The following is a 22772-nucleotide window of genomic DNA, read 5'->3' on the forward strand; positions in this document are numbered from 1 at the left end:
CGCGTCAGGCGCGCCGGCGGTCCATCGCTATTCTGAGGTAGACCGCTGAGGCGAGCGCGCCGATCAGCATGGCGACGAATAGCCATGTCGTGAGCCTGGTCTGATTGAAGTCCGACCACACCAGGATCGTCGCCAGCGCAGTCGCGGCGATGCCCGACGTCACGCTCTCCAGCATCACGCGCCAGACGCTCCAGCGCGGCTCGCGCGCCAGCAGCAGTCCGCCGACTGCCGCAGCATCATCCAGCCCCCGTAGACGCGCGCCAGCAGCGGCGTAATTGTCCACGGCCAGAGTCCGATCGCCAGATCGGGCATCGCGAAGAACGCCACGCCCGCCACTCCGACGCCCGCGCCCGCGACGGCGGCCCCTATGCGCAGCATGCGCGGCATCTCCGCATCGTGCGGTTCCGGCTTGCCATTGTCCTCGCGGTGGTTCCACCACCACAGCCCCGGCACCAGGAACGGTGTCACCGCGTAGATGATCGCCCACATCCAGAATTGCAGCGTGCCGCTGTGAAAGCGGTCGAGATGCATCAGCGTGGCGAGCACCATCACCACGCAGAACGCGCTGATCGGCAGGAAGCCGCTGGACACGCGATGCCAGAGCGGGCTCGTCGCCACGCGGCCGAAGTACACGATGCCCATCAGGTAGCCCGCGCCGATCACCATCGCGCTCATGCGCGGGCGGATCGTCCAGGCAAAGTCCACGTCGGTTTGGTCGGGGAAACGGTACAACGCGATGACGGCCAGCACGAGCACCAACATGACGAGTACCGCGACGATGCGAACGAGTGGATAAACGCGATCATCGCTTGATGGGCGGGCTGTGACCGAGCCGGAAACGTCGGATGGAGCGGACATAAGGACTCCTTGTTATGCGTCTATCAGGACGCATCGGCCGATGATGTCGCGCCCGCAAAATATAACGCGAAATGCCTGCCGGCGCAAAGAAGGATTTGTGAGCGAGTATCTGGTACGCCGCCGCAAAGAATTTGCGACGTTGAATGGAAGGGTTTATGATGCGGCATGGAACTCCACGGCACATTGTCCATGGGGGTCGAGAGTAAGGCGCACAACTCCCCGGGAATTGCGCCATGAACATCGTCAACGTCGGCTATCGCTCGACAGCAATTCCCATTTTGGCTTTGGACGGGTACTTTCCAATGCCGGCTTGCTATGAACTGGCCCCCTGGTGCTTATCACGCAAGCGGGCTCGACAAGAAAGCGGCGTTGCCCTCCCCCCGACCCCCTCCCAACAAAGTTGGGAGGGGGCGAGATTCTAAGGGGAGGTGCGCGGCGGCGCAGGGGCCAGGGGATGAGGGGGCATACTGGCGGCCGACTCCAAAATGAGAATTGCTGATCGCTCGAACAACTACTCCGTGCTCGGCGATAGTCGCCAACCGGCGACCTCACGCCACTGCCGCTGGCGCCGCCGGACCCGACCGACCTGGCGCGCCGTAGCTGGGAAAAGCTCCGTGCCAAAGGCGTCACCACGATCTGCCCGGCCCTCGGGCCGGTCTGGCATTTCGAATAGAGCGGTTCCGCAGACCTCACGGGTCTTCAAGCTGCGTGAGGTCCATGACTGAGGGGGAAGAGGCCCATGCCTTATTACGTCTGTGTCACATGCGGCACGCAGTACGCTGAGTCGAGCGAGCCGCCCGCGCACTGTCTCATCTGCGAGGAGGAGCGGCAGTACGTCGGCTGGAAAGGCCAGCAGTGGACCACGTTGGACGCGTTGCGTGCGACCCATCGTAACGTGATCAAGAGCGAGGAGCCCAATCTTACGGGCATCGGCAGCGAGCCGGCGTTTGCCATCGCGCAGCGCGCGCTGCTCGTACAAACGCCCACAGGCAACATCCTGTGGGACTGCATCACGCTGCTTGACGATGCCACCATCGAGGCGGTGAAGCAATTGGGCGGCATCGCGGCTATCGCCATCTCGCACCCGCACTACTATTCAGCGATGGTCGAATGGAGCCGCGCGTTTGGCGACGCGCCGATCTACTTGCACGCGGCCGATCGCCAGTGGGTGATGCGGCCCGACAGTCGCATCGTGTTCTGGGACGGCGAGACGCGCGCTTTGGGCGACGGGCTGACGTTGGTTCGCTGCGGCGGGCACTTCGATGGCGCCACGGTGCTGCACTGGGCGGCGGGCGCCGAAGAGCGCGGCGCGCTGCTCACGGGTGACGTTCTGTATGTGGTATCCGACCGCCGCTATGTGAGCTTCATGTACAGCTATCCCAATCTCATCCCACTGTCGGCCGCGAAAGTCGATCGAGTTGTGCAGAGCGTCATGCCGTATGCGTTTGACCGCATCTACGCGGCATGGTTTGATCGTGTGGTGTCCGCCGATGCGAAAGCCGCCGTCGAACGCTCTGCCCGGCGCTATTGCAGGGCGATCACGTGACCCAGTTGGTCGTTCAGAGTCCGGTGAATGCCGGCGGCCGCTGTTCACCTACAGGCGTTCGCCGTCGCTGGCGAACTCGATTGTCCCGTGCCGGTCCGTGCGGTAGAGCGTTACGCCGGCGTCGGAGAGCACCTGAAGCGTCTCCAGCGTGGCCTTTCAATGGCCGAAAACGACGACGAATACCGGCGGTGCAACGCGTAGATATTGCGCACTCTCGTTTGGGTGCAATGCGGAGAACAATCCATGAACCAGGAGAAGGCGATGATTAATACAGTTGATAGAAAAGGGCTATATCGTTTGGGTGGCATTTCGGCGATTGTCTTGGGCCTATCGTATATTCTCATTACGGTAGTGTATGTTCTTGGGGGAGCATTACCGAGTGGAGCCGAGGAATGGCTCAAGTATCTCGTCGGGCACACGACAGCGTGGTGGACAATCCTGGCTCTGTCTGCCCTAACGGATTTCCTCTTTTTGCCCGTTGCGCTGGCGCTCACCATCGCGTTGAAGGAAGTCAATCGCAATGCTGTACTGGCAGGCGCAAGCCTTATCGCCATGTTCGCCATCCTGGACCTGACAGTTACATGGCCCAACTATGCCTCGCTCATCACCCTAAGCGGTAAATATGCCGCGGTGACAAGTGACGTTCAGCGTACAGTCATCGTCGCGGCCGCAACGTACGCCTGGTCAGTGCTAAACTCCAGTTTGTTTGCGGTCTATGCGATACTTGTTCCTTCTTTGGGAATCCTCATCATCGGTCTTGCGATGCTCAAGGGTGTCTTCAACAAAGCTACGGCCTATTCGGGCTTGGCCACGGGCATCCTGGGGATTGTTGCGGTCGTGGGCCCGTTCGTCATTAGCGCCCTGGGTGCTATCGCCATCATCGCATCTGTGTTTACTACAGTCTGGGTTCTGCTGGCAGGTGTTAGCCTTTGCCAACTCGACTAGTTGTTATCCTGTAACTTTCCGTGAGGTGGTGCTTGGCCCCTCACTGCTCGCTCGTCACCGACACGTGCTCGCCGTCGCTGATGAACTCGATCGTGCCGTGCAGATCGGTGCGGTAGAGCGTTGCACCGGCGTCGGCGAGCATCTGAAGCGTCTCTGTCCCGGGATCGCTTCTACCGTCGAATCAGCGGCAAGGATAGGGAACAGTTGCTGCGGCTGAACTCCGATGAACCCAGAAACACGAGAAATGTCTCTGTCGTAAAAGCCGTATAGCAGGGAGCGTTCGATGCGCTCGCCCCGTCTGTGATGCTCCAGTTGCCGTTCGCATCGGTGTTGGCCCGGCCCACGAACTCGATGCCCTCCCCGTACCCGCTCGGATCGACCGCCACGCGATAGAGCTCCACCGTCGTCAGCGCGAACAGGCCGCTGCCGTCTGCCGTGCCACTGACGACGCCCGTGCCCGGGTCGACGCCGGTGATGTACAGGTACGGCGGGTTGATGGTGTTCGTCGTGTCGCTGGTCACGAATCTGTCAATACCCAGCCCGGCGTTCGCAAAAATGGAGACCTCCGTCCAGCGGTTCGGGCCGGCACTGTTCCGCTCGGCGATGCCATCACAGCCGGGGCAGGTCTGCCCGTTGTACGTGATACTGGTGCGGCTGATCACATTGGATGCCGTGCTACTGCCGTCGAAAAGGACTCCGTAGCGACTATTGCCGCTTACAAAGTTCATCAGGATCTGGTTCGACTGTGCGCCGGCCTCGACAGTGATACCGTTGCCGGCGGCGTATTCGATCGCATTCGGCGTGAACCAGCCGCCAATGATGTTACCGTGCGTGTGATCGCTGAGCATGATGTTGTCCCAGCCGTTCGGCGGCAGCTGCCGGCCGGCCAGCCGGTCGTAACCCAGGCTGTTGGACGTTATCGTGTTGGTGGCCGTGTTGCTGCCGGCGATATAGATGCCAAAGGCCGTGTTGCCGCTCACCAGGTTCTGCGTCCCGCTAATCGTGCCCCCGATCTCGTTGTACTGAGCTCCATTGTAGATAGTCACGCCGCTGAGATTAGGGATCGCCAGCGTGCCGCTGATGTTCGTGCCGATATAGTTGCCCCGCACCAGGTTGTGCTGCGCGCCGTTCAGAATCTCAACACCGTTTTGGGTGTTGCCGGAGATGAGGTTGCGGTACTCGCCGCCAAAACCGATGTAGTTGTATGCCGCGCCGTTATCCAGGACAATGCCATGCTGCGTGTTTGGATTGGCAGCCGTGCCGGCGGCGTTCGTCCCGATGTTGTTGCCCTGCACCACATTCATCTGCGTGGCGCTGCCTGAAATATAGATGCCGTGGCCGGAATTGGAGAAAAGCCAGTTGCCGCGCGTGCGCGGTTGGCCGGTGTCATTGCCAATCAGGTTGGATTGCGCGCCCCCGTCGATCTGAATGCCATTGCCCAGCTGGTTCCCAAATTGACTGTCCGACACGATATTGTAGCTGGCACCCCCCGTGATCAGTAGCCCGATCTGTCCATTGCCATTGACGCCCGAGTTTCGCAAACGGTTGTTTTGGGCGCCACTCGTCATCACGACTCCGCGGTTGTTTTTGCCAATGAAGGTGTTCTGCGCGCCGCTGGCGTTGCCCGCCTCATCCTCCCCGATGACGACCCGGTTGGTGCCGGCCAGCGTGATCCCGTCGCCGGGCGTGCCGTTGATGCAAAGGATGTTGTTAGCATATATCCACACGCGCGCATCGCTTGCTGCCAGACTCCCGCCTGTGGAATCTATGTAGATGCCGCCATAAGATGATGTGAAGGCGCACGATCCGCCATCGAGGAGATGCCCGATGTTGCTATGCCGAATGATGACGCGCACCGCCGAGCCGGTAATGTAGATATTGGACGAACCAGGCGGCGCGCCGTACACGTTCAGCCCGTCGATTTGCACATCGCTGCCGGTTATGACGAACGCCTGCCCGGCGCCATTGGCATCGACCCGGATGGTCCGCACGCCGAGGTTGCTGATGGTCGTGAAGGAGCCCGAGAGGAACAGACTGGAACCCAGGGTGATGGTGTAGTCGTTATCGAAGGCGATCGTGCTACCGGGGGTGAGATTGGCAATCTGAACCGCGCTGCGCAGCGAGCAATCGCTGGCTGCCGCTGTGCAGAGTTGTCCGCCAATGTCGCCATTATTATCTACTACCAGCAACGCCGCTGGTGCGGCGAGGGCAGCGCGGGGCGCGCTTGTCACGACCGGCAGCCCCCATGCAACGGCCAGCAAGGCACAAACTGCAACCACCAAGCCTCGGATCAATCGTAACATCGAGAACCTCCCTGTATGAGACTGCGTGGCTAGCAGACAAGCACCGCGACTGGTCAGCGGCATGGATGCTCGTACACGTGCGGTTTGTGTCAGGATCGATACATTATGCGCCCGGCAATTTGTGTGGTAGGCGCGCCAAGGTTCAGGAGGAGGGATTTGTCAGCCAGTGCAGTCAACTCAAAAAAACGAACCCCGACCTCTTTCGGCAATATTCTGCCGCCGGAAGAGGTCGGGTTGATCTCTACGAGTGGTAGGCTAAGGCACGCTAATACTATGACCGTTTCGGCGCTGGCGCAAATGGGCAGACGCCGGGCTATTCAAAAGTCGTAGTACATCGCCATAATCCGACGAGCCGTACGCTGAGCGGCACACGACGCCGTCGAAGCGTGCGTGCATTTTCATGCCCTTCGACAGGCTCAGGGCGCGATCGCACAGTTTGTCAAGGGACTTTTGAATAGCCCTGGGGCGGACGGGGATGCGTGTCCGCCCGGCCACACAACGACGGCGCGGAGGCGATGCGATTCAAGGTGAGTGGTCCGAGGAGGTTGTAACATGCTTGAGTGGCAGGTGGAGACGCGGTGCTCAAAATCGATGCTACATACCTGCGTCTGCAATCGGGCCTCCGTTACTTCTGGCTTGTCACCCACAGGCGCCCGCCATCGCTGATGAACTCGATCGTGCCGTGCCGGTCGGTGCGGTAGAGCGTTGCGCCGGCGTCGGCGAGCACCTGAAGCGTCTCCGGCGCAGGATCGCCGGAACGGTTGTCGCCGCCAACCGAGATGACGGCGAATGTCGGCTGTACGTCGCGCAGCAGTTGCGCATTTCCCTTGCGCGCGCCGCCGTGCGCGCCGATGCGCAGCACCGTCGCCGCCTCGCCCGGCGCGGGTGTTGCGCCATCGCCGTCAAAGTGAATGCTGAATGCGGCGTACTCCAGGCGCACCGTCAACCCCTCCTCATCCTTGCCGGCGTGTGCGATGGCAATGTGCACGCCGTCGCCCAGTTCAGCCACAACGCCGTCGGCCGCTGTCATAACTGAAACGCCCCTGTCCTTCAGCGCCGCGCTCCAGCGGCGCACGGCCGTCGTGCCGTGTGCCACATCAGGCGCAATCACCTGTGCAACCGCATAGCGCTCGGCCACGGGCACCAGTCCCGCCACGTGGTCGTCGGTTGCGCGCGTCAGCACGATCAGCGACAGGTCGCGCCGGTAGAACGGCATCTGACGTCCGAGCGCTTCCACCGCTGCCTGCGGACTGGGCCCGCCGTCGATCAGCGCAAAGCGGCCGGACGGCGTGCGCACCAGCACCGCATCGCCCTGCCCGACGTCAAGGAACCAGACATGCAGTCGCGTGTCCGACTGCGCGAAGACGGCGAACCAGGCCAGTATCACCGCTGCAGCGAGCGCCGCCAGTGCCGCGACAGCGATGCGCCGTGTTCCGTTTGCGACGACTGGGCGCGGCTGGGTGCGCTGCACGCCTAACCACACGATGCCGGCCAGCACTGCGTAATAAGCGGCGACCGCTTGCGGCGGCACGCGACCCGCATCGAACGAGGCAAATGGCAGGCGCGCCCACCACTCTACGATGGCGATCGTCCATGTCAGCGGCAGCCACGCCAGCCAGCCGAGCGCCTGGCCCAGCAGCGGATGCAGCCACCCGCCGAGCACGACCAGCGTACCGAAGCCGATCACAGCCGGCTGCACCGGCAAGATCAGCAGATTTACCGGCAGGCTCACGAGCGACAGGCCGTGGAAGTAATACACGATCAATGGCTCGACGGCCAGCATCGCCGCGATCGTCACGGTGGTGTCGGCAGCCAGCAGTCCGAGACCGGTCGCGAGCGCGGGCTGGGTCACGTGCTGCGCGATCCAGTGCGACAGCGCGTCCGACAACGGCGCGGCAAACAGCAGGATGCCGAGCGTCGCCCCGGCCGAGAGCTGAAAGCCGATGTCCCACACGATGAACGGCGACTGCACCGCCATCGCCAGCGCGGCGGCTGCCAGCGCATTCGGCGCGTAGCTCTGCCGGCCCAGCGCCGGGCCGATCACGAGCAGTGCGCCCATGATCGCCGCGCGCACGACCGACGCGCCGCCGCCGACGAACAGCGCATACGCCGCGATCCCGCCGAGCACAAACAACGCGACGCGCCGGCGGTGCAGCAGCACACCGCCCAGCGTGGCGAGGAACCCGGCGACGAGCGAAATGTTGTAACCCGAAATGGCGATGATGTGCGTCGTGCTCGTGCGCTGGAACGCCGCGACCGTATCGCGCGGGATGCCCTGGTCTTGCCCGAGCAGGATGCCGGACAGCAGCGATGCCTGCGGCTCGGGCAGGCTGTGCTCGATGATGCCCTGCGCGCTGTCGCGCACGCCGTACAACGCGGCGAAGAACGGATTGCCTTGCCCGGACGCGACGCGCCGGATCACGGCGTACTCGATCAGTGAGTGAATGCCCTGCCGCGCCAGATAGTCGCGATAGGAGAAGTCCACGCCCGTCGGCGGTTGGCGCAACTCGCCGGTCAGCGTGACGACGTCGCCGTAAGTGATGTCGCTAAAGCGAAGCGCCTTCACCAGCACGAGCGTCGGCGTGATGGTGCCGGTTTTGAGCGTGGAGGTGATCTGCGAGACTTCAACGATGAGGTTCGTAGCGTGCTCTCGCGCATCCGGCGGCTGCACCACCGTGCCATGCATGGTCACTTTGCCCTGATTGTGCAGCCGTTCGAGCGGATCAGGGCCGGCCGGCTCCGCCAGCATATACCGGCTCCAGCCGAGCAGTGCGGCCGCCGCGCACACGACGGCCAGCCCTGCACCCGGCCGTTGTATCGCCAGCGCGGCCAACGCCAACAACCCGAGCATGCCAAGCGTCGCCAGCATCCATGCGGCGGGCAGCCAGCCGCTTCCGGCCAGCGCAATGCCGATCAGAAACGCGACGCAAACGGGAATGAGTGGCGGTACGCGAGCAGTCATCTGGCGCTAGAGGTTGAGCTTCAACACCTTTTCTCTGTTAGAATTGACAGAACGGATTGGCGTATTATATGATTAGCACCATTCCCGGCGGCGCGAAATACTTTTCATCACCCCGTATTCATTCATAACAGGCATACGCGTTGCCCGGCGTTTCGTCATGGAGGGCATAAGCCGATGCGAGCCCAATTGTTCAAACATCAGTCCGGGCAAGGGCTGGTCGAGTATGCGCTGATCATTATGTTCGTCGTCATCGTCGTGGTGGCGATTCTCGGGCTGATGGGACCCGCGATTGGCAATATGTACAGCCAGATCAACAACGGTTTTTCGTAGACCTCGAACGCGGTGCCCGGCGATCACTGCACCGTAATCAGGTCGCGCAGCCGCTCGAGGGTTGACGGACCGATGCCCGACACGTTGTCGAGGTCCTCGATACGTGCAAATGGCCCGTGCGCCTGCCGGTAGGCGATGATGCGCTGGGCCAGTTCCGGCCCGATGCCCGGCAGCGTGTCCAGCTCTGCCGCATCCGCCGTGTTGATGTTCACCTTGCCGGTGCGCGGTGCGGCGGTGGTGGGGGCTGTGCTGCCCGGCGACTGTGCGACGGGCGTCTCGCCGATACGCGGCACGATAATCAGTTCCCCGTCGATCGCTTTGCGCGCCAGGTTGAAGTGTGACACGTCAGCGTCGTCGGTCACGCCGCCCGCCGCGGTCACGGCGTCGCTCACGCGCGCGCCCGCCTCAATGCGATACACACCCGGCTGTTTGACCGCGCCGCTCACCTGAACGACGATGCGCGGCAGGGCGGTCGGGTTCGGGGTATAGGTCGGGGCCGGCGATGGGCGTGGCGTGAGGGTGACGAGCCGAACCGGCTCCGGTGCCGGGGGCTGGCGCGACACGAAGACAAAGACGGCTACGCCCAGCGCGGCCAGCAGGCACAGGACACCGGCGATGAGGGGATAGGGAGGGTGCGCACGCGACTCAGGCATGGATGATCTCCGGCGGCCCCATTATAGCACCGCGCCGCCCGCCCGCATGCAAAAACGCCCTCCGGCAACATGTTGCCGGAGGGCGTTGTGCGTTACAGGACGCTGTGGTTATGCGATCTGCGCTCCGGGTCGTAGGTGTTGCGCCCGTCCACGACGACCCGATGGCAGCGACAGGTCGCACCGTACTGATACGGTGAAGCGCAGCGGCTGATCGAACTCACCAACTGAGTGCAAAGTCCAGCTACGGAGGGAGTTTACCAGCGCGCCGGGGAGGAGAAGAAAGGAACCGGGTACCTACACGAGGATTTCAGCCGCTGCAACCAGACCGCACGGGTCTACCTGGACTACTTCGGCGCCCGCACCCCGACCACCAGTGTTACAAACGTAAGGCTCGCCTCGCCGACTCGTCCCGTGATTTGCCAACAACCTTCGCTTGCGAAGAGTATTCCGCTGGCTTGAAATCCTATCTCACCATATCCATCGGGGACACTCGTCTGAATCGGCGGCGCGGACGCGTCCAGTCGGTGTCCCTCAATGGTCAATTTACCCGGCACTCCGCGCCACCAACCAAATTTCATATCTATTGAACCATCGGGGTGAAGGTAATTGGGGGCCGTGGCCAAGATCCTGTTGTCTGTCCATAGATCGACCCACAATACACCATTCCCGTGACGTTGTTTGGGAACTGGCGGCATGCCGGGCGGAGAGGTCCCGTTGGGGATCGTCACGGGACAGGCATCCGGATCCACCGGCGGCAGGGTAGGCAATGCCGTGGGCTGGGGTGCCGATTCCACTGTCGAGCTCCGCGTTGGCAAGACCGTGGATAATGCCAGGGAAGGCGTTTCCGCAGCAGAGCCGCCGGTACCTGCGCAACCTGTCAACGCCGCGACGAGCAAGGACAAGATTGGTAAGAGCGTTAATCGCATGCGTTTGCCTGCCCGCCTGTGGACGAGTGGATTGGCGCTGCTCAACCCATCCTGCCGGTGCTTATCGGCTGGGCGCCATTCCCAGTCGATAATAGTACGAGTGCTCAACATTTTCGCAGGCACTGGTCGGACAGCCGTCATTGGTGCTGTGGCACTCACAGCATGAGTACCACCAACCATCCTCATGCTGGCAGTTCCAACACCATACACAGGTGCTGCAGCTGGTTGATCCAGCCGGCCAACACAAATGGCAGCACGCGTAATGGTAGAAATGTGCGAAGGCAGGCCGACTCAGCCCTAAGAACGCCAATAGCGCACCAACGGTACCAGCACCTAGCTTTTTGAGAAAATCCCTGCGGTCAATTTGCCTAGCAATTGCTTCAACTAACTTTTCTGTAGCCATTGTACACCTCCTGGGAAATCACTGTGTTGGCTATTACAGAGACCATACTGCAACGGCAAACTTAACCTGGCATTTACACGAGGACTTCAGCCGCGACAAACCAGACCCACACGGATCTATCTGGGCTACTTCTGCGCCGGTACCTTGATCACCAGTGTTACAAACGTAAGGCTCGCCTCACCGACTCGCCCCGTGATTTGCCAACAACCTTCGCTGGGGAAGTGTATGCTGCTGGCCTGAAATCCCGTCTCCCCATAGCCGCCGGAGACACTCGCCGTAAGTGGCGGTGCGGACGCGTCCAGTCGGTATCCCTCAATGGTCAATTTACCCGACACCCCGCGATACCAAGGAAATTTCATCGATACCGAACCATCTGAGCCAACGTAGTCGGGCGTGGCTCGAATCGTGTTGTTGGGCCATAAGGTGACCCACAGAACACCATTCCCGTGCATCGGGGGACCTGGCCGCACGCCGGGAGGCGCAGCCCCATTCGGGATTGTGACGGGACACGAATTCGGATCCGCCGGCGGTAGCGTGGGCAGTGCCGTGGGCTGGCGTGTCGATTCCACCATCGAGCTCCGCGTTGGCAAGACCGTGGACAATGCCGGGGAAGGCGTTTCCGCAGCAGAGCCGCCGGTGCCTGCGCAACCTATCATGGCCGCGACGAGCAATGACAATGCGACTAAGAGAATCATCCATCGCATGCGTTTACCTCGCTGCGTAACGATCAGTGTGTAGTGACAACGCTCCGCCCTATCTGTTAAGGGCTAGGCATGGTCCCTACTCGTCTGTAGTACGAGTGGTCGACATTTCCACAATCACCGTATGGACAGCCGTCATTGGTGCTATGGCATTCACAGCATTGGTACCCCCAGCCATCACCCCCAAGCGCCGGGTCCCACCAACAGTTCCAACACCATGCGCAGGTGTTGCACGTAGTTGATCCCGGCGAATAACACAAATGGCAGCATGCAACATCGACTGCGAAGGCAGGCCGACTCAGCCCTAGAAACGCCAATAGCGCCCCAAAGGTGCCAGCGCCAAGTTTCTTGAGAAAGTCCCTGCGGTCAATTTGCCTGGCAATTGCTTCAACGAGCTTTTCCGGAGCCATTGTACACCTCCTGGGAATTCACTGTGTAACTGTTAACGACACCGCCTACGCAGTGGCAAACTTAACCTTGCATACGGACTCCGAGTGTCAGCAATACGAGCAGAACAATCATTGACCACGCAAGCCCAAATACGTGGGCCCGCTGAAATAGCAGGCGTTGTTCATGGACGCGATCTAGCAACTGTGAGGTGGCGCTTGCGTTAGGCATCACCAAAGGCGCGACCCAAACTGATAGAGCACGCCCGAGCCAGTATATCCCGAATAGAACCGCGCCGAACCCCGGCTGTCCGATGACGGCTGCGACAACAGCGAGCAACCAAGCACCTGAGAATGTAAAATAGGTTGTAAAAACCAGCCCCAAGTCAAATCCCCATAGCGCTGCCGCGATTGTGCTTGGGAATACCTTGGACCAGAAATCTTTGGTCTGCCTTTTGACCTGAGGCAGGGGTAAGGAAATCCATCTAAGTTCACGAGCCATCAGAATGACTGCAACGGCAATAACAGCAAATATGCCGGACTCGCTCAAATGTAATGAAAACAATTCACCGAGCCAGCCTATTATTGCACCGATGAACGTGCTGGTCACTAGACCGGCAACACTAAACGCCGTCGTGTCAATTAACCACTGCTTCTTGAATCTAGCCACCTTCCCGAGGGGCGTTAACGCTCCGATGAGCGACAACCCTCAGAGCCCGACCAGTTGAGTCCAACCTAAGATCAGCGCAACCGCGAAGAGGCCATATCGAGGCTCATAGGTCATGGCTACCATGCCTGCCAAGAGGGATATGGTTGGAACAACCACGGCCACACGTTTGACTTTCTTCGACATGTCATCATGCTGGGAACCCTCATGTCGAACGTTGGTGGAAGTCTCCATAGCCATGCTAACCTGCGACCCGAAGGTGCGCTTCTTCCTTTTTGGGAAACACTTCGGTTAATTCCTCGGGTTGCTTGATCTGGCCATAGGACTTGATGCGATTGTTCTGATCGATGATGATAGCCGTCGGAACGGACGATATTTTGTGGAGGCGGCTAATACGACTATCCGCGTCTGCGATCACGGGCACATTGAGCTTATATTTCTCAACCAGTCGGGTACATTCCTCGCGCACCGACTCACAGATGACAATCACGTTGCCCTGATTAGTTTTGTGTCGCAGATAGCCTATACTGGTGAGCGCCTCCTCACAGGCGGAACAGTTAGGTGAAACAAACAGAAGAGCAGTTAGCCGGCCTACAAAGTCTGAACTGTTGATCGAAGCACCCGAGAGGCTCGTAGCACTGAACTTCGGCGCCTCCTGGCCTTCAGACATGCCAGCCACTGCTCGAGTTTGCTGGAGTTCCGTTACCATCCGCACCAAGCCAAACAAGATCAGGCTCTGGAACACCACGAGTACCCACAGAGCCACATAGGAGAGGTAAAAGGGGATAATTGTTTCCATGCTTATGCAACCCCTCTTCTTCCTGCGTCCGTGTGCTCCCTAGTCACCATCCCGCGACCACGGGGATGGTGAAACAAGACGAACAACTCGGGTAGGCTCAACAGCCACGCGGCCAGCAGGAGGACAGAAACGCCCAGAAGCACCTCGGATAGTAGAAAAGCGATAGTTGATGCATCACCTAGCCATATGGAATCGAAACCTGGTAACGATAAAACAGTTCCGGTGCTTCGCAAGGCCATAAGAAGTAAGACCGCCGCAACGAGCAAGACTAACCGCATCAATGTTCGGGGTGAGATTTGCTCGTCCGCATTCCCGAAACATCCACAAGAAACCTTCCGACCTCGTTTTAGATTTATACCCACGGCGAATAGGAAGGCGCCCAACAGAACTATGGCAAGCCACAGCGCGATGTCGGTCCCGAAGCCCGTCAGAAAACTAAATGCCAAGAAGCCCTCCGCCGGGATTAGCACAAGTCCAAAGGCTTGTGCGACTTTGGCTGGCAAAACCTCGTACTTGACCACACTCTGCACGAAAGCTAGTGGTCGGTATAGCTTCGGCGTAGCGGAGATCGCGAACACGATACCCAGGCAGAACTGGAGTGCAAGGGCAAAATATGCAAGGATAGAAACTCCCGTTGGATCAAGCATGTTGCCGCCGTTCAGACTCCAGGGCTAATATCAGGCCCCGTAGATCAAAATTCTCCCAGTTTAGATTGTGGCTCACAGAAGTCAATTGCCATTTGTTGGACCATAATTCAGGGTACCCATCGTCGCGCTTCGCCAGCCGTCCAAAAATCTTGTTGCCAGCAACTACATGATAGAGTACGTTGGTTCCAAAACGAGGAATCGCATCGTAACTGGCCCAGATTGACAGACTGTAGCAAGTCTTGAGATTCTCGATCAGAAACGCTGCGCGTAGCAACCCCGGCGTCTGTGTTTTCTTTGCTTCTCTTACCACCCGCAGATAATCGAGATATGTCGGCAATAAGTAGCGCGCACTTCGTAGACCGAAGCGAGTGATGACACAGATGATAGGAACATCTACGGGATGGTCCCCCGGCTCACGCAAACGTAAGTCTAACGATGATGTGACAGCTTCTGTTGTCATCGATTGAGTTGGAGTCAGCCGCGCCAATTTTTCGGTGCTTAACGCACCAAAAGATAACTCGTATATGATCGCATTTCCTAAACCAAATCCAATGTATGGGTTGCACTATATACCATAGGAGCCGCTCTGTCATCATCGAAACTGGTGATATCGCATCACATTTTGTGGTGATGGACGGCTTATGGCTCATCGCCACAGAAAAGCCCGTGTTTATGCACCCATACGATTGCTTGCGCCCGCGAGTTGACTTGCAGTTTCTGGAAGATAGCCCGGAGATGGGTTCGCACCGTATTCAGGCTGATATGCAACTCCCTGGCGATGTGTCGGTCGTCTTGCCCGTGTGCGAGCAGGCGCAGCACCACCTGCTCCTGTTCAGTAAGTTCCTGCATGATCGGCGCCGCACCCTCGCGCCGCATCAAATCCTGTAGCAGCAGTGCCAGGACGCCGGTCAGCGCCGTCAGCAGTTCCACATCGCGCGCGCTGAACGCGCCGGGGCGGTCGCTCTCCGCATTGATGACGCCGAGTACCTGGCCATGCAGAAAAAACGGCACGCACAGTTCGGACCGCGTGTTGCCGCGCGCTTTGAAGTAGCGCGGGTCTTCGCGCACATCGCGGACGAGCAGCGCCTGACCGTGCTGAAAGACCCAGCCAACGATGCCCTCGCCGGGCGCCAGCGCGAACCGGTTCTTCCCTTCTTCAGGCAGACCATAGCCTCCCCTGTACACCATACGACTATCCGCATCCACCAACCCGATGCCAAAATGGTCGTAGCGTAACTCCTCGTGGATGAGGGCGGCGAGTTGCTCGACAAATGCGTCAAGCTGCCCAAAGTCATGCAGTGCGATGGTTATCGCGCGCGTGATGACGCGCCAGTGCGTTTGCAGTTCGGTCAGTTCTCTCCATTGCTCAGTGAAACTCCGCTCAAGTGTCACGTTCCCTCCTTCCGCATCAATGGGGCGTACGCTCAGGCTCGATGGGCGGCGTTGTTGTAGAGCGATCACGAACTAATACCGTTTCGGTTTGATGATGTCCCCATACCTGGTGGAAGGTCGGTTGTCACCCCCTCATCCCCTGGCCCCTTCTCCCCCCGCGCGCGGGGGAGAAGGGGAAAAGCTGATTGGGGATTGGCGCGGCGGCAAAGCCGCCGCGCCAATCCCCTTTGACTCACGCCCTCTCCCAGCGAAGCTGGGAGAGGGCCGGGGGGAGGGCGGCGATTGCTATACAATGCTGACACATACAACGATCGCTTGGGGACATACTCATCACAAAACAGTATAAGCATATACCAGTAGAATAACCATCCGCTAACCGCGTTTCTGCCATTCACGGTTGGGAAGAGCAGTTTCGCGTGATGGGTGCAGTGGGGAGACACCCCTCTACTCGCCAGGCCAGTCCCGAATAACTGGGTAAGACGCGCTTGAGCTTTGCGATACATATGGATGATGTCGCGCGCATCTCGGGTGCCGGCAGGTTGGTGCCCGGGGTGAGGCCCGTCGACCGAATGCGATGCTGCGCTGGAACGCCGCCGAGGTGCTCCGGCGGCTCCACTATAGCACTACCGCCGCGCCGGATAGTGAAACAAAAATCCCCGCCGGTGTCCGACCCGGCGGGGGGTTCTGACTGGTGGCAACGCGCCCGGTTAGCGGACCTGCGCATCGGCCAGCGACGCCGCGAGCCCAGTGTTCGAGTACCCGCGCCCGATGCCGCGGTAGATGAAACCGAGGTCATTCATCCGGTCCGGGTCATAGATATTGCGCCCGTCCACGACGACTGGCTTCCGCATCACGCTCTTCATGCGCGGCAGATCGACCTGCTTGAATTCGTTCCACTCGGTCACAATGATGACCGCATCGCACTGCGCGGCCAGTTCGTACGGGTCTTCGCACAGGTGCACGCCCGGCATCAGCTTCGCGGCGACGTCCATCGCCACCGGATCGTAGCCCTTCACGTGCGCGCCCTCGGCCGCCAGCCGCTGGGCGATGTCGAGCGAGGGCGCTTCGCGCATGTCATCGGTGTTCGGCTTGAACGCCAGCTACGACCTAACGAGCGTCACGGATGCGCTGAGCCGCCAGACGCGCTACGGCTACGATACGGCCGGCAACCTGACGGTCATCACCGATGCGCTCGGCATCACGACGACGTTTGGCTACGACGGCTACGGCCAGCGCACGCGCGCGACCGACGCCAACGGGAACAGCACGCTCTTCGCGTACAGCAGCGCCGGCTACCTGATCACGACGACCGACGCGCTGAGCAACCGCGTTGTCGCGGCCTACGATGCGGTCGGCAACCGCACGAGCGTCACGGACGCGCGCGGCAACACGACGAGCACTAGTTACGACGCCGCGAACCGGCTGGTCGCCGTGACCGCACCGCTGACGGTCGGCGTGACGGCGACGACGCGCTACGGCTATGATCCGGTCGGCAACCGCAGCGTCATCACCGACGCCAACGTGCACACGACGACGTTCGGCTACGACGCGCTCAACCGCACGGTCGCGATGACTGATGCGCTAGGGCACCGCACGCAGTACGGCTACGACGCGGCCGGCAACCGGCTGACGCTGACCGACGCCAACAATAACGTCACGCGCTACGGCTACGATCGACTCAACCGCACGATCGCCATCACCAGTCCCGTGTCCGGTATCGTCACACAGTTCCAGTACGATTCGGTCGGCAACCGCACGGGCACGGTCGATCCGCGCGGCCATACGACCACCGTCGGTTACGACGCGCTCAACCGGGTCATCACGACCAGTGTGCCGCTGACCGCAGCGCAGTTCGCATTAACGCAAGTCCAGTACGACCCGGTCGGCAACCGCACGGTCATCACCGATGCCAACACCCACCGGACGCAGTACGGCTTCGACCGGCTCAACCGCACGGTCGCGATCACCGACGCGCTGCTACACACCACGACCGTCAGCTACGACCGCGCCGGCAACCGGGTCGCGATGACCGACACGGCGGGCTACCCGTCGACATTCCGCTATGATGCGCTCAGCCGCGTGCTGACGACGACCAACCCAGCGGGCGCGAGCCAGGCGGTCACCTACGATGCGGCCGGCAACCGGCTGACGAGCGTGGACGAGCTGGGCCGCGTGACGCGCTACGTCTATGACGCCGCCAACCGTTTGGTTGCTCAGACCGATCCGCTGACGCAGACGACCGCCTACGCCTACGACGCGATCGGCAACCTGACGCGGCTGATCGGGCCGAAGAATCAGGGCATCACCGTCACCTTCGGCCTGACCTACACCTACGACGCCGCGAACCGGTTAACCGGCAAGCAGTCGCTGATCGGCACGACCGGCTACGCCTACGACAACGCCGGCAACCTGCTGACGTTGACTGATCCGAGCGGGGCGTACACGGCGTTCACGTATGACAATGTGAACCGGCTGACGCAGCAGGACGATCATGCCGTGGGCGGCGCGCTGACGGTCTCGAGCACGCACGCCTACGACCCGAACGGCAACCGCACGAACACGACGGAGTTCTACGTCGGCTTCACGCGCTCAACCGATTCCAGCTACGACTACGCCAACCGGCTCGTCGCCGAATCCGGCCCCGGTGGCGCGACCGGCTATACATACGATGCGGCGGGCAATCGCACCGGCACGAGCGACCCGCTGGGCGTCTCGACCGTCGTGACGCCGAACGCGCTGAACCTGCCGGTGCAGACCACGCACTGGCAGAACGGTGGGCTGCTGGACGCCACGACCACCACGTATGATGCGCGCAAAACGCCCTCCGGCACAGACTACCGGAGGGCGTTGTTCGTTGCATGACGCTGCGGTCATGCGGTCTGTGCGTTGGACGGCGCTGCGCCGCCGTCGCTTTTCGGGTGACCACGTCCAACGCCGCGGTAGATGAAACCGAGGTCATTCATCCGGTCCGGGTCGTAGATATTGCGCCCGTCCACGACGACTGGCCTCCGCATCACGCTCTTCATGCGCGGCAGATCGACCTGCTTGAATTCGTTCCACTCGGTCACAATGATGACCGCATCGCACTGCGCGGCCAGTTCGTACGGGTCTTCGCACAGGTGCACGCCGGGCATCAGCTTCGCGGCGACGTCCATGGCCACCGGATCGTAGCCCTTCACGCGCGCGCCCTCGGCCGCCAGCCGCTGCGCGATGTCGAGTGACGGCGCTTCGCGCATGTCGTCGGTATTCGGCTTGAACGCCAGGCCCAGCAGGCCAATGGTGCGCCCATTCAACCCGCCCAGCACGTCGCTGGTCTTCTGCACCGTCTGGCGACGCTGGTCGGCGTTAATCTCCATGACCGCGCGCAGTAATTGCGGGTGGCAGCCCGCCGCCTCGGCCATGTGCTCGAGCGCCTTGACGTCTTTGGGGAAGCACGAGCCGCCGTAGCCGAGACCCGCGTCGAGGAACGCGCGGCCGATCCGCTTGTCCAGCCCCATGCCCTCGGCCACTTCCTTCACGTCCGCGCCGAGCTTTTCACAGATGGCGGCGATTTCGTTGATGAACGAGATCTTGGTGGCGAGGAACGCATTGGATGCGTACTTGATCATCTCGGCCGTCGGCAGATCGGTGATGATGATCTTGGTGCGCAGCGGCAGGTGCAGTTGTGCCACGCGGTGCGCCGCGTCCGGATCGCGCGAGCCGAGCACGATCCGGTCGGGGTTCTGGAAATCGAAAATCGCCGAGCCTTCGCGCAGGAACTCCGGGTTCGACACCACGGCGAACGGCGCGTCGCCGCTGCGATACTTGACGATGATATCGGCCACAAAGTCGCCGGTGCCGACCGGCACGGTCGATTTGTTGATGATGACGAGCGGGTGGTCGAGGTGGCGCGCGATCAACTCGGCGGCGGTGCTGACGTATTTCAGATCGGCAGCGCCATCCTCGCCCTGCGGCGTGCCGACGGCGATGAACGCAAACTCGGCGTCTTTGAGCGCATCGGCATAGGAGGTCGTGAAGTGCAGGCGCCCGCCCTTGATGTTGCGCTTGACGATCTCTTCGAGCCCCGGCTCGTAGATCGGCATCACGCCGCTTTCCAGCAGGCGGATCTTCTCGGGGATCACGTCGAGCAGGACAACCCGGTTGCCCAGGTCGGCGAAGCACGCCCCCGTCGTCAAACCGACATAACCTGCGCCCACCACACAGATATTCTTCATCGCGTGTTCACTCCCATCGAGTTGCAGCTCACGCCGCATCGGCCATCAGCATACGCGCCGTGCGCCGCCCGATCTCCACAGCATAATTTGTGCCCCGGTCCCACGGATACACCTGCGACATCGACGCAAAGTACAGCCCCTTCAGCGGAGTACGGATCGCGGGGATGTTGCGCGAGTGGTTGATGCCCGGCACCGGCTGGGCGTAGGCTGTCTTCCACAGCCACGCCCCGCGCACCCAACTGCGGTCGAACTGCGAGTTGAAGCGCTTGAACGACGGCAGGAAACGCTCCAGCAGTTCATCCTGGCTCAGGTGGAAATACTCGTGGTCGGCGTCCAGATAGTCGCCACAGTATATAATCCGGTCGCCGCCGTAGTGCTCCGGGCTCATGTAGTTCGTGTGCTCGACCAGCGACAGGAACGGGAACCCGGCCTCTTTCGGCAGGTTGTGCCAGTAGTAGTTGGTCAGTTGCCGGTCGAGCGTGACGACCAGCACGACCGCGCCCATCGACTTCAACGCCCGCAACTGCGCGGTGTACGCATTGGGCAGTTCCGGCGCCAGCTTCGCCATCAGCGCCGGTGACGAGGTGTTGATGACCGCATCGTAATGCGCGCTGCCGTCGGCGGCTGCAATGGTCAGCCCGCCGTGGGCCTCGGACCGGATGCCGCTCACAGCCGTGTTCAGCCGGATCTGCGCGCCCTGCGTTTGCACGCGCGCCGCGAAGTCGTTCAGGAACGCCTGGAAGCCGCCCACATAGGTGCCGAGCGTCGTCGTGCGCGAATGCAGCCGCGCCCACAGCCACGCCATGTTGACCGTCTTGACGTGCTCCTCGCCAAACTTGCCGACGAGCATCGGTTTCCAGATCGTCTCGTATATGCGCCGTCCGAACCAGCGGCGCGTCCATTCGCCGGCGGTCTGGCTCTCCAGCGGCTGCCAGTTCGGTGAGAACCGCAGGTACGCGCCGGCCAGCCCGAAGCGCGCCACGTCCCAGATCGGGAAATGCCGCAGGAGAAACAGCGGCATGTTGGTAAACATCGAGTCGAACGGGTGAAACTGCCCGTTGTGGTAGATGACGGTCACCGGGCGCGGGAACAGAACCTTGTCGCTCCAGCCGAGCTCACGGATCAGTCCGAGCACGTCTTTGTCCGAGGCGAACCAGTGATGGTAGAACTTTTCGAGCGTCCAGTCCCAGTGCGGGGCTTTGAAGCCGGCGGCCAACCCGCCCACTTCGCCGGCTGCCTCGTAGATGGTGACATGGTGCCCCGCGCGAGTCAGGTCGTACGCCGCCGACAGCCCGGCCGCGCCGGCGCCGACAATGGCCACATCCATGAGCTATAGCTCCACTTCCAGCGGCGCTTTGGCGCCCCCATTGTCCTCGTGATCGGCGGCTACATCGGCTTGCACCTTGCGCCACGACAACCCCTCGTGCGCCATGAACAGCGCGCCGAGCACCGTGATCGGCAGCCAGAGCGCCGCGTGCAGCACCAGCGTGTAGCCGGTCGCGATTTCGCTGCCGACGCCGAACGCCTTGAGGATCGCGATGCCGGGCGCGTCGAAGGTGCCGACGTACCCTGGCGACGATGGAATGGTCGTGGCCAGGTTGACGACGCCGTTCATCAACATCAGCGCGTAGAACGAGACTTCGAACGGAAAGGCGTGCATGACGAACCAGTATTTGACCGTCTCCAGCAGCCAGATGACCAGCGACGTGACGAAGATCATCAGCACGTCGCGCTCGCGGCGCAGCGACGAAAGCCCAACCAGAAACCGATCGGCCAGGCCGTGCACGCGCCCCTGGAACTCGATCGGAATCAGGCGCGTGATGAACCAGCGATAGATGCGCTGGGCGCGCTCCGGGTTGGCGGCGATGATGAAGAAAACGACTAGCGCGCTGATGAAGACGATGCTGCCGAAGATGACGATATTGCGGAGGAACTCGGGCAGCGCCTCCAGCGTGGGCAGCGATACGAAGACGAACAGCAGCATCACCACGCCGTCGAACAGCCGCTCGATCAAGACCGTCGCCAGCGACGCTGACATGGGGACGCCGGCGCGCTTCTTCAATATGTACGAGCGCAGCACCTCGCCGGCGCGCGCCGGGTAAATGTTGTTGCCCATGTAGCCGATGGTCACAATCGGGAACAGCGTCCGCAGCGAGACCGGCTGGATCGAGCGCAGCATGTAGTGCCAGCGCCAGGTACGCGCCACCACGGCCAGGAAATAGGTTAGTATCCCCGGTATGATCCAGAGGTAGTTGGCGCGCGACAGGACGTCCCACACATGCGTCAGGTCCTGCCCTTGTAAGGCCCAGTACAGGAAGACCGCGCTGATGGCGACGCCAAACAAGAATCGAAGACGGGACATTGAACTCTCGCTGATGAAATGCGCACGGCCCATATGCCGCCAGCCGACAAATGATTATACCATCGGCGCGCACGGCCAAGAAAAATGCCTCCGGGTTCCGGAGGCATTGATGCGCTATGAGGCTATTCGGTTTTAGGCTGTGATCGCTTCGGGGAGCATGCGGCCCAGCACGCGCTCCATTGCCATTGTATGGCTGCAGTGTGCGTGCGTCTTGTAGAACTCGCAATCACAAATCCACTGCCCGTTTGCATAGCCGGTCACATGCCGGTTGTTCTCACCCGAGATCTCCACCTTGAAGGACTGAAAGCGGATGCGCTCGTCCCGTTCTTCCGCGTACTGCTTCGCCTTCTGGATTTTGCTGATCGTGCCTGAATCCATGCTGTGGCCTCCTGGGGGATTTAAGAAACCAAAAAGCACCCAGCGTGATACGCTTGGGTGCTTAATACGGTTGGTGTAACGCGGCCCGCGCCGCTGATGCGTTCAATTTCAAATCCTCACTCTTTTAGCAGTATACCCCCTCGGGCGATGGATGTCAACAGTCTTGCCGACATTTTTAAGTTGTTGCGTTATCGTAAAACGCAAGTCGATGCGAGCCTTCTTGCTCGAATACCGTAGCGCTCCCCAACGAGGGATATTCCCTGGCGATTTCACCTCGTTGCGGATGGCGCACATCAAGAC

At 61.0% G+C, this 22772-nt stretch carries 20 protein-coding genes; 4 read left to right on the forward strand and 16 right to left on the reverse strand.

Annotated features, from left to right (window positions below):
• Positions 1-4: 4 nt before the first annotated feature.
• Positions 5-178, reverse strand: coding sequence for a hypothetical protein (locus HZB53_09790; GenBank protein MBI5877932.1), 174 nt, complete (start codon positions 176-178; stop codon positions 5-7).
• Positions 175-858, reverse strand: a complete 684-nt coding sequence (locus HZB53_09795; GenBank protein ID MBI5877933.1) for a hypothetical protein — start codon at positions 856-858, stop codon at positions 175-177. Before HZB53_09795 ends, HZB53_09790 begins: the two co-directional genes overlap by 4 nt.
• A gap of 739 nt (positions 859-1597) precedes the next feature.
• On the opposite strand from HZB53_09795, the gene HZB53_09800 reads away from it, so the two are divergent.
• Together HZB53_09800 and HZB53_09805 are read left to right on the forward strand one after the other, a co-directional pair.
• Entirely contained in the window at positions 1598-2404 is an 807-nt protein-coding gene (locus HZB53_09800) for an MBL fold metallo-hydrolase (protein ID MBI5877934.1), read from the forward strand.
• Between the two features lie 243 nt (positions 2405-2647).
• Complete coding sequence (locus tag HZB53_09805) at positions 2648-3349, forward strand: hypothetical protein (protein MBI5877935.1); 702 nt, start codon at positions 2648-2650, stop codon at positions 3347-3349.
• A 170-nt stretch (positions 3350-3519) separates the two neighbouring features.
• Here HZB53_09805 and HZB53_09810 read toward each other — a convergent pair whose 3' ends face one another.
• Entirely contained in the window at positions 3520-5610 is a 2091-nt protein-coding gene (locus HZB53_09810) for a right-handed parallel beta-helix repeat-containing protein (protein ID MBI5877936.1), read from the reverse strand.
• A gap of 667 nt (positions 5611-6277) precedes the next feature.
• Positions 6278-8614: a ComEC/Rec2 family competence protein gene (locus tag HZB53_09815; protein MBI5877937.1), complete on the reverse strand. Its 2337-nt coding sequence runs from the start codon at positions 8612-8614 to the stop codon at positions 6278-6280.
• Between the two features lie 174 nt (positions 8615-8788).
• Here HZB53_09815 and HZB53_09820 point away from each other — a divergent pair, with 174 nt between their 5' ends.
• Positions 8789-8944 carry a pilus assembly protein gene (locus HZB53_09820; protein MBI5877938.1) on the forward strand — a complete coding sequence of 52 codons (156 nt, stop codon included), beginning with the start codon at positions 8789-8791 and terminating at the stop codon, positions 8942-8944.
• Positions 8945-8967: 23 nt separating this feature from the next.
• Here HZB53_09820 and HZB53_09825 read toward each other — a convergent pair whose 3' ends face one another.
• From HZB53_09825 to HZB53_09860, 8 genes are all read right to left on the reverse strand, one after another.
• On the reverse strand, positions 8968-9597 hold the full coding sequence (locus HZB53_09825) for a helix-hairpin-helix domain-containing protein (protein MBI5877939.1): 630 nt from the start codon (positions 9595-9597) through the stop codon (positions 8968-8970).
• A gap of 987 nt (positions 9598-10584) precedes the next feature.
• Complete coding sequence (locus HZB53_09830) at positions 10585-10926, reverse strand: twin-arginine translocation signal domain-containing protein (protein MBI5877940.1); 342 nt, start codon at positions 10924-10926, stop codon at positions 10585-10587.
• Between the two features lie 760 nt (positions 10927-11686).
• A complete protein-coding gene (locus tag HZB53_09835) occupies positions 11687-12037 on the reverse strand; it encodes a twin-arginine translocation signal domain-containing protein (GenBank protein ID MBI5877941.1) in 351 nt (116 codons plus the stop codon).
• Positions 12038-12098: 61 nt separating this feature from the next.
• A complete protein-coding gene (locus HZB53_09840) occupies positions 12099-12623 on the reverse strand; it encodes a hypothetical protein (GenBank protein ID MBI5877942.1) in 525 nt (174 codons plus the stop codon).
• A 298-nt stretch (positions 12624-12921) separates the two neighbouring features.
• A complete protein-coding gene (locus tag HZB53_09845) occupies positions 12922-13479 on the reverse strand; it encodes a redoxin domain-containing protein (GenBank protein ID MBI5877943.1) in 558 nt (185 codons plus the stop codon).
• 2 nt (positions 13480-13481) lie between these two features.
• Complete coding sequence (locus HZB53_09850; GenBank protein MBI5877944.1) at positions 13482-14126, reverse strand: hypothetical protein; 645 nt, start codon at positions 14124-14126, stop codon at positions 13482-13484.
• 639 nt (positions 14127-14765) lie between these two features.
• Complete coding sequence (locus tag HZB53_09855) at positions 14766-15587, reverse strand: GAF domain-containing protein (protein ID MBI5877945.1); 822 nt, start codon at positions 15585-15587, stop codon at positions 14766-14768.
• 638 nt (positions 15588-16225) lie between these two features.
• A complete protein-coding gene (locus tag HZB53_09860) occupies positions 16226-16591 on the reverse strand; it encodes a hypothetical protein (GenBank protein MBI5877946.1) in 366 nt (121 codons plus the stop codon).
• On the opposite strand from HZB53_09860, the gene HZB53_09865 reads away from it, so the two are divergent.
• Positions 16590-18380, forward strand: coding sequence for an RHS repeat protein (locus HZB53_09865; protein MBI5877947.1), 1791 nt, complete (start codon positions 16590-16592; stop codon positions 18378-18380). The genes HZB53_09860 and HZB53_09865 overlap by 2 nt on opposite strands.
• Before the next feature lie 8 nt (positions 18381-18388).
• On the opposite strand, the gene HZB53_09870 is transcribed toward HZB53_09865, so the two are convergent.
• From HZB53_09870 to HZB53_09885, 4 genes are all read right to left on the reverse strand, one after another.
• A complete protein-coding gene (locus HZB53_09870; protein ID MBI5877948.1) occupies positions 18389-19732 on the reverse strand; it encodes a UDP-glucose/GDP-mannose dehydrogenase family protein in 1344 nt (447 codons plus the stop codon).
• A 28-nt stretch (positions 19733-19760) separates the two neighbouring features.
• The gene (locus HZB53_09875) at positions 19761-21059 is read right to left on the reverse strand and encodes an NAD(P)/FAD-dependent oxidoreductase (protein MBI5877949.1); all 1299 of its coding nucleotides are present in this window, start codon (positions 21057-21059) and stop codon (positions 19761-19763) included.
• Between the two features lie 3 nt (positions 21060-21062).
• Positions 21063-22094: a flippase-like domain-containing protein gene (locus tag HZB53_09880; GenBank protein MBI5877950.1), complete on the reverse strand. Its 1032-nt coding sequence runs from the start codon at positions 22092-22094 to the stop codon at positions 21063-21065.
• Positions 22095-22226: 132 nt separating this feature from the next.
• Positions 22227-22472, reverse strand: coding sequence for a hypothetical protein (locus HZB53_09885; GenBank protein MBI5877951.1), 246 nt, complete (start codon positions 22470-22472; stop codon positions 22227-22229).
• Positions 22473-22772: the final 300 nt, after the last annotated feature.

Source organism: Chloroflexota bacterium, assembly GCA_016235055.1.
In the GTDB taxonomy this organism is placed as follows: Bacteria; Chloroflexota; Anaerolineae; order JACRMK01; family JACRMK01; genus JACRMK01.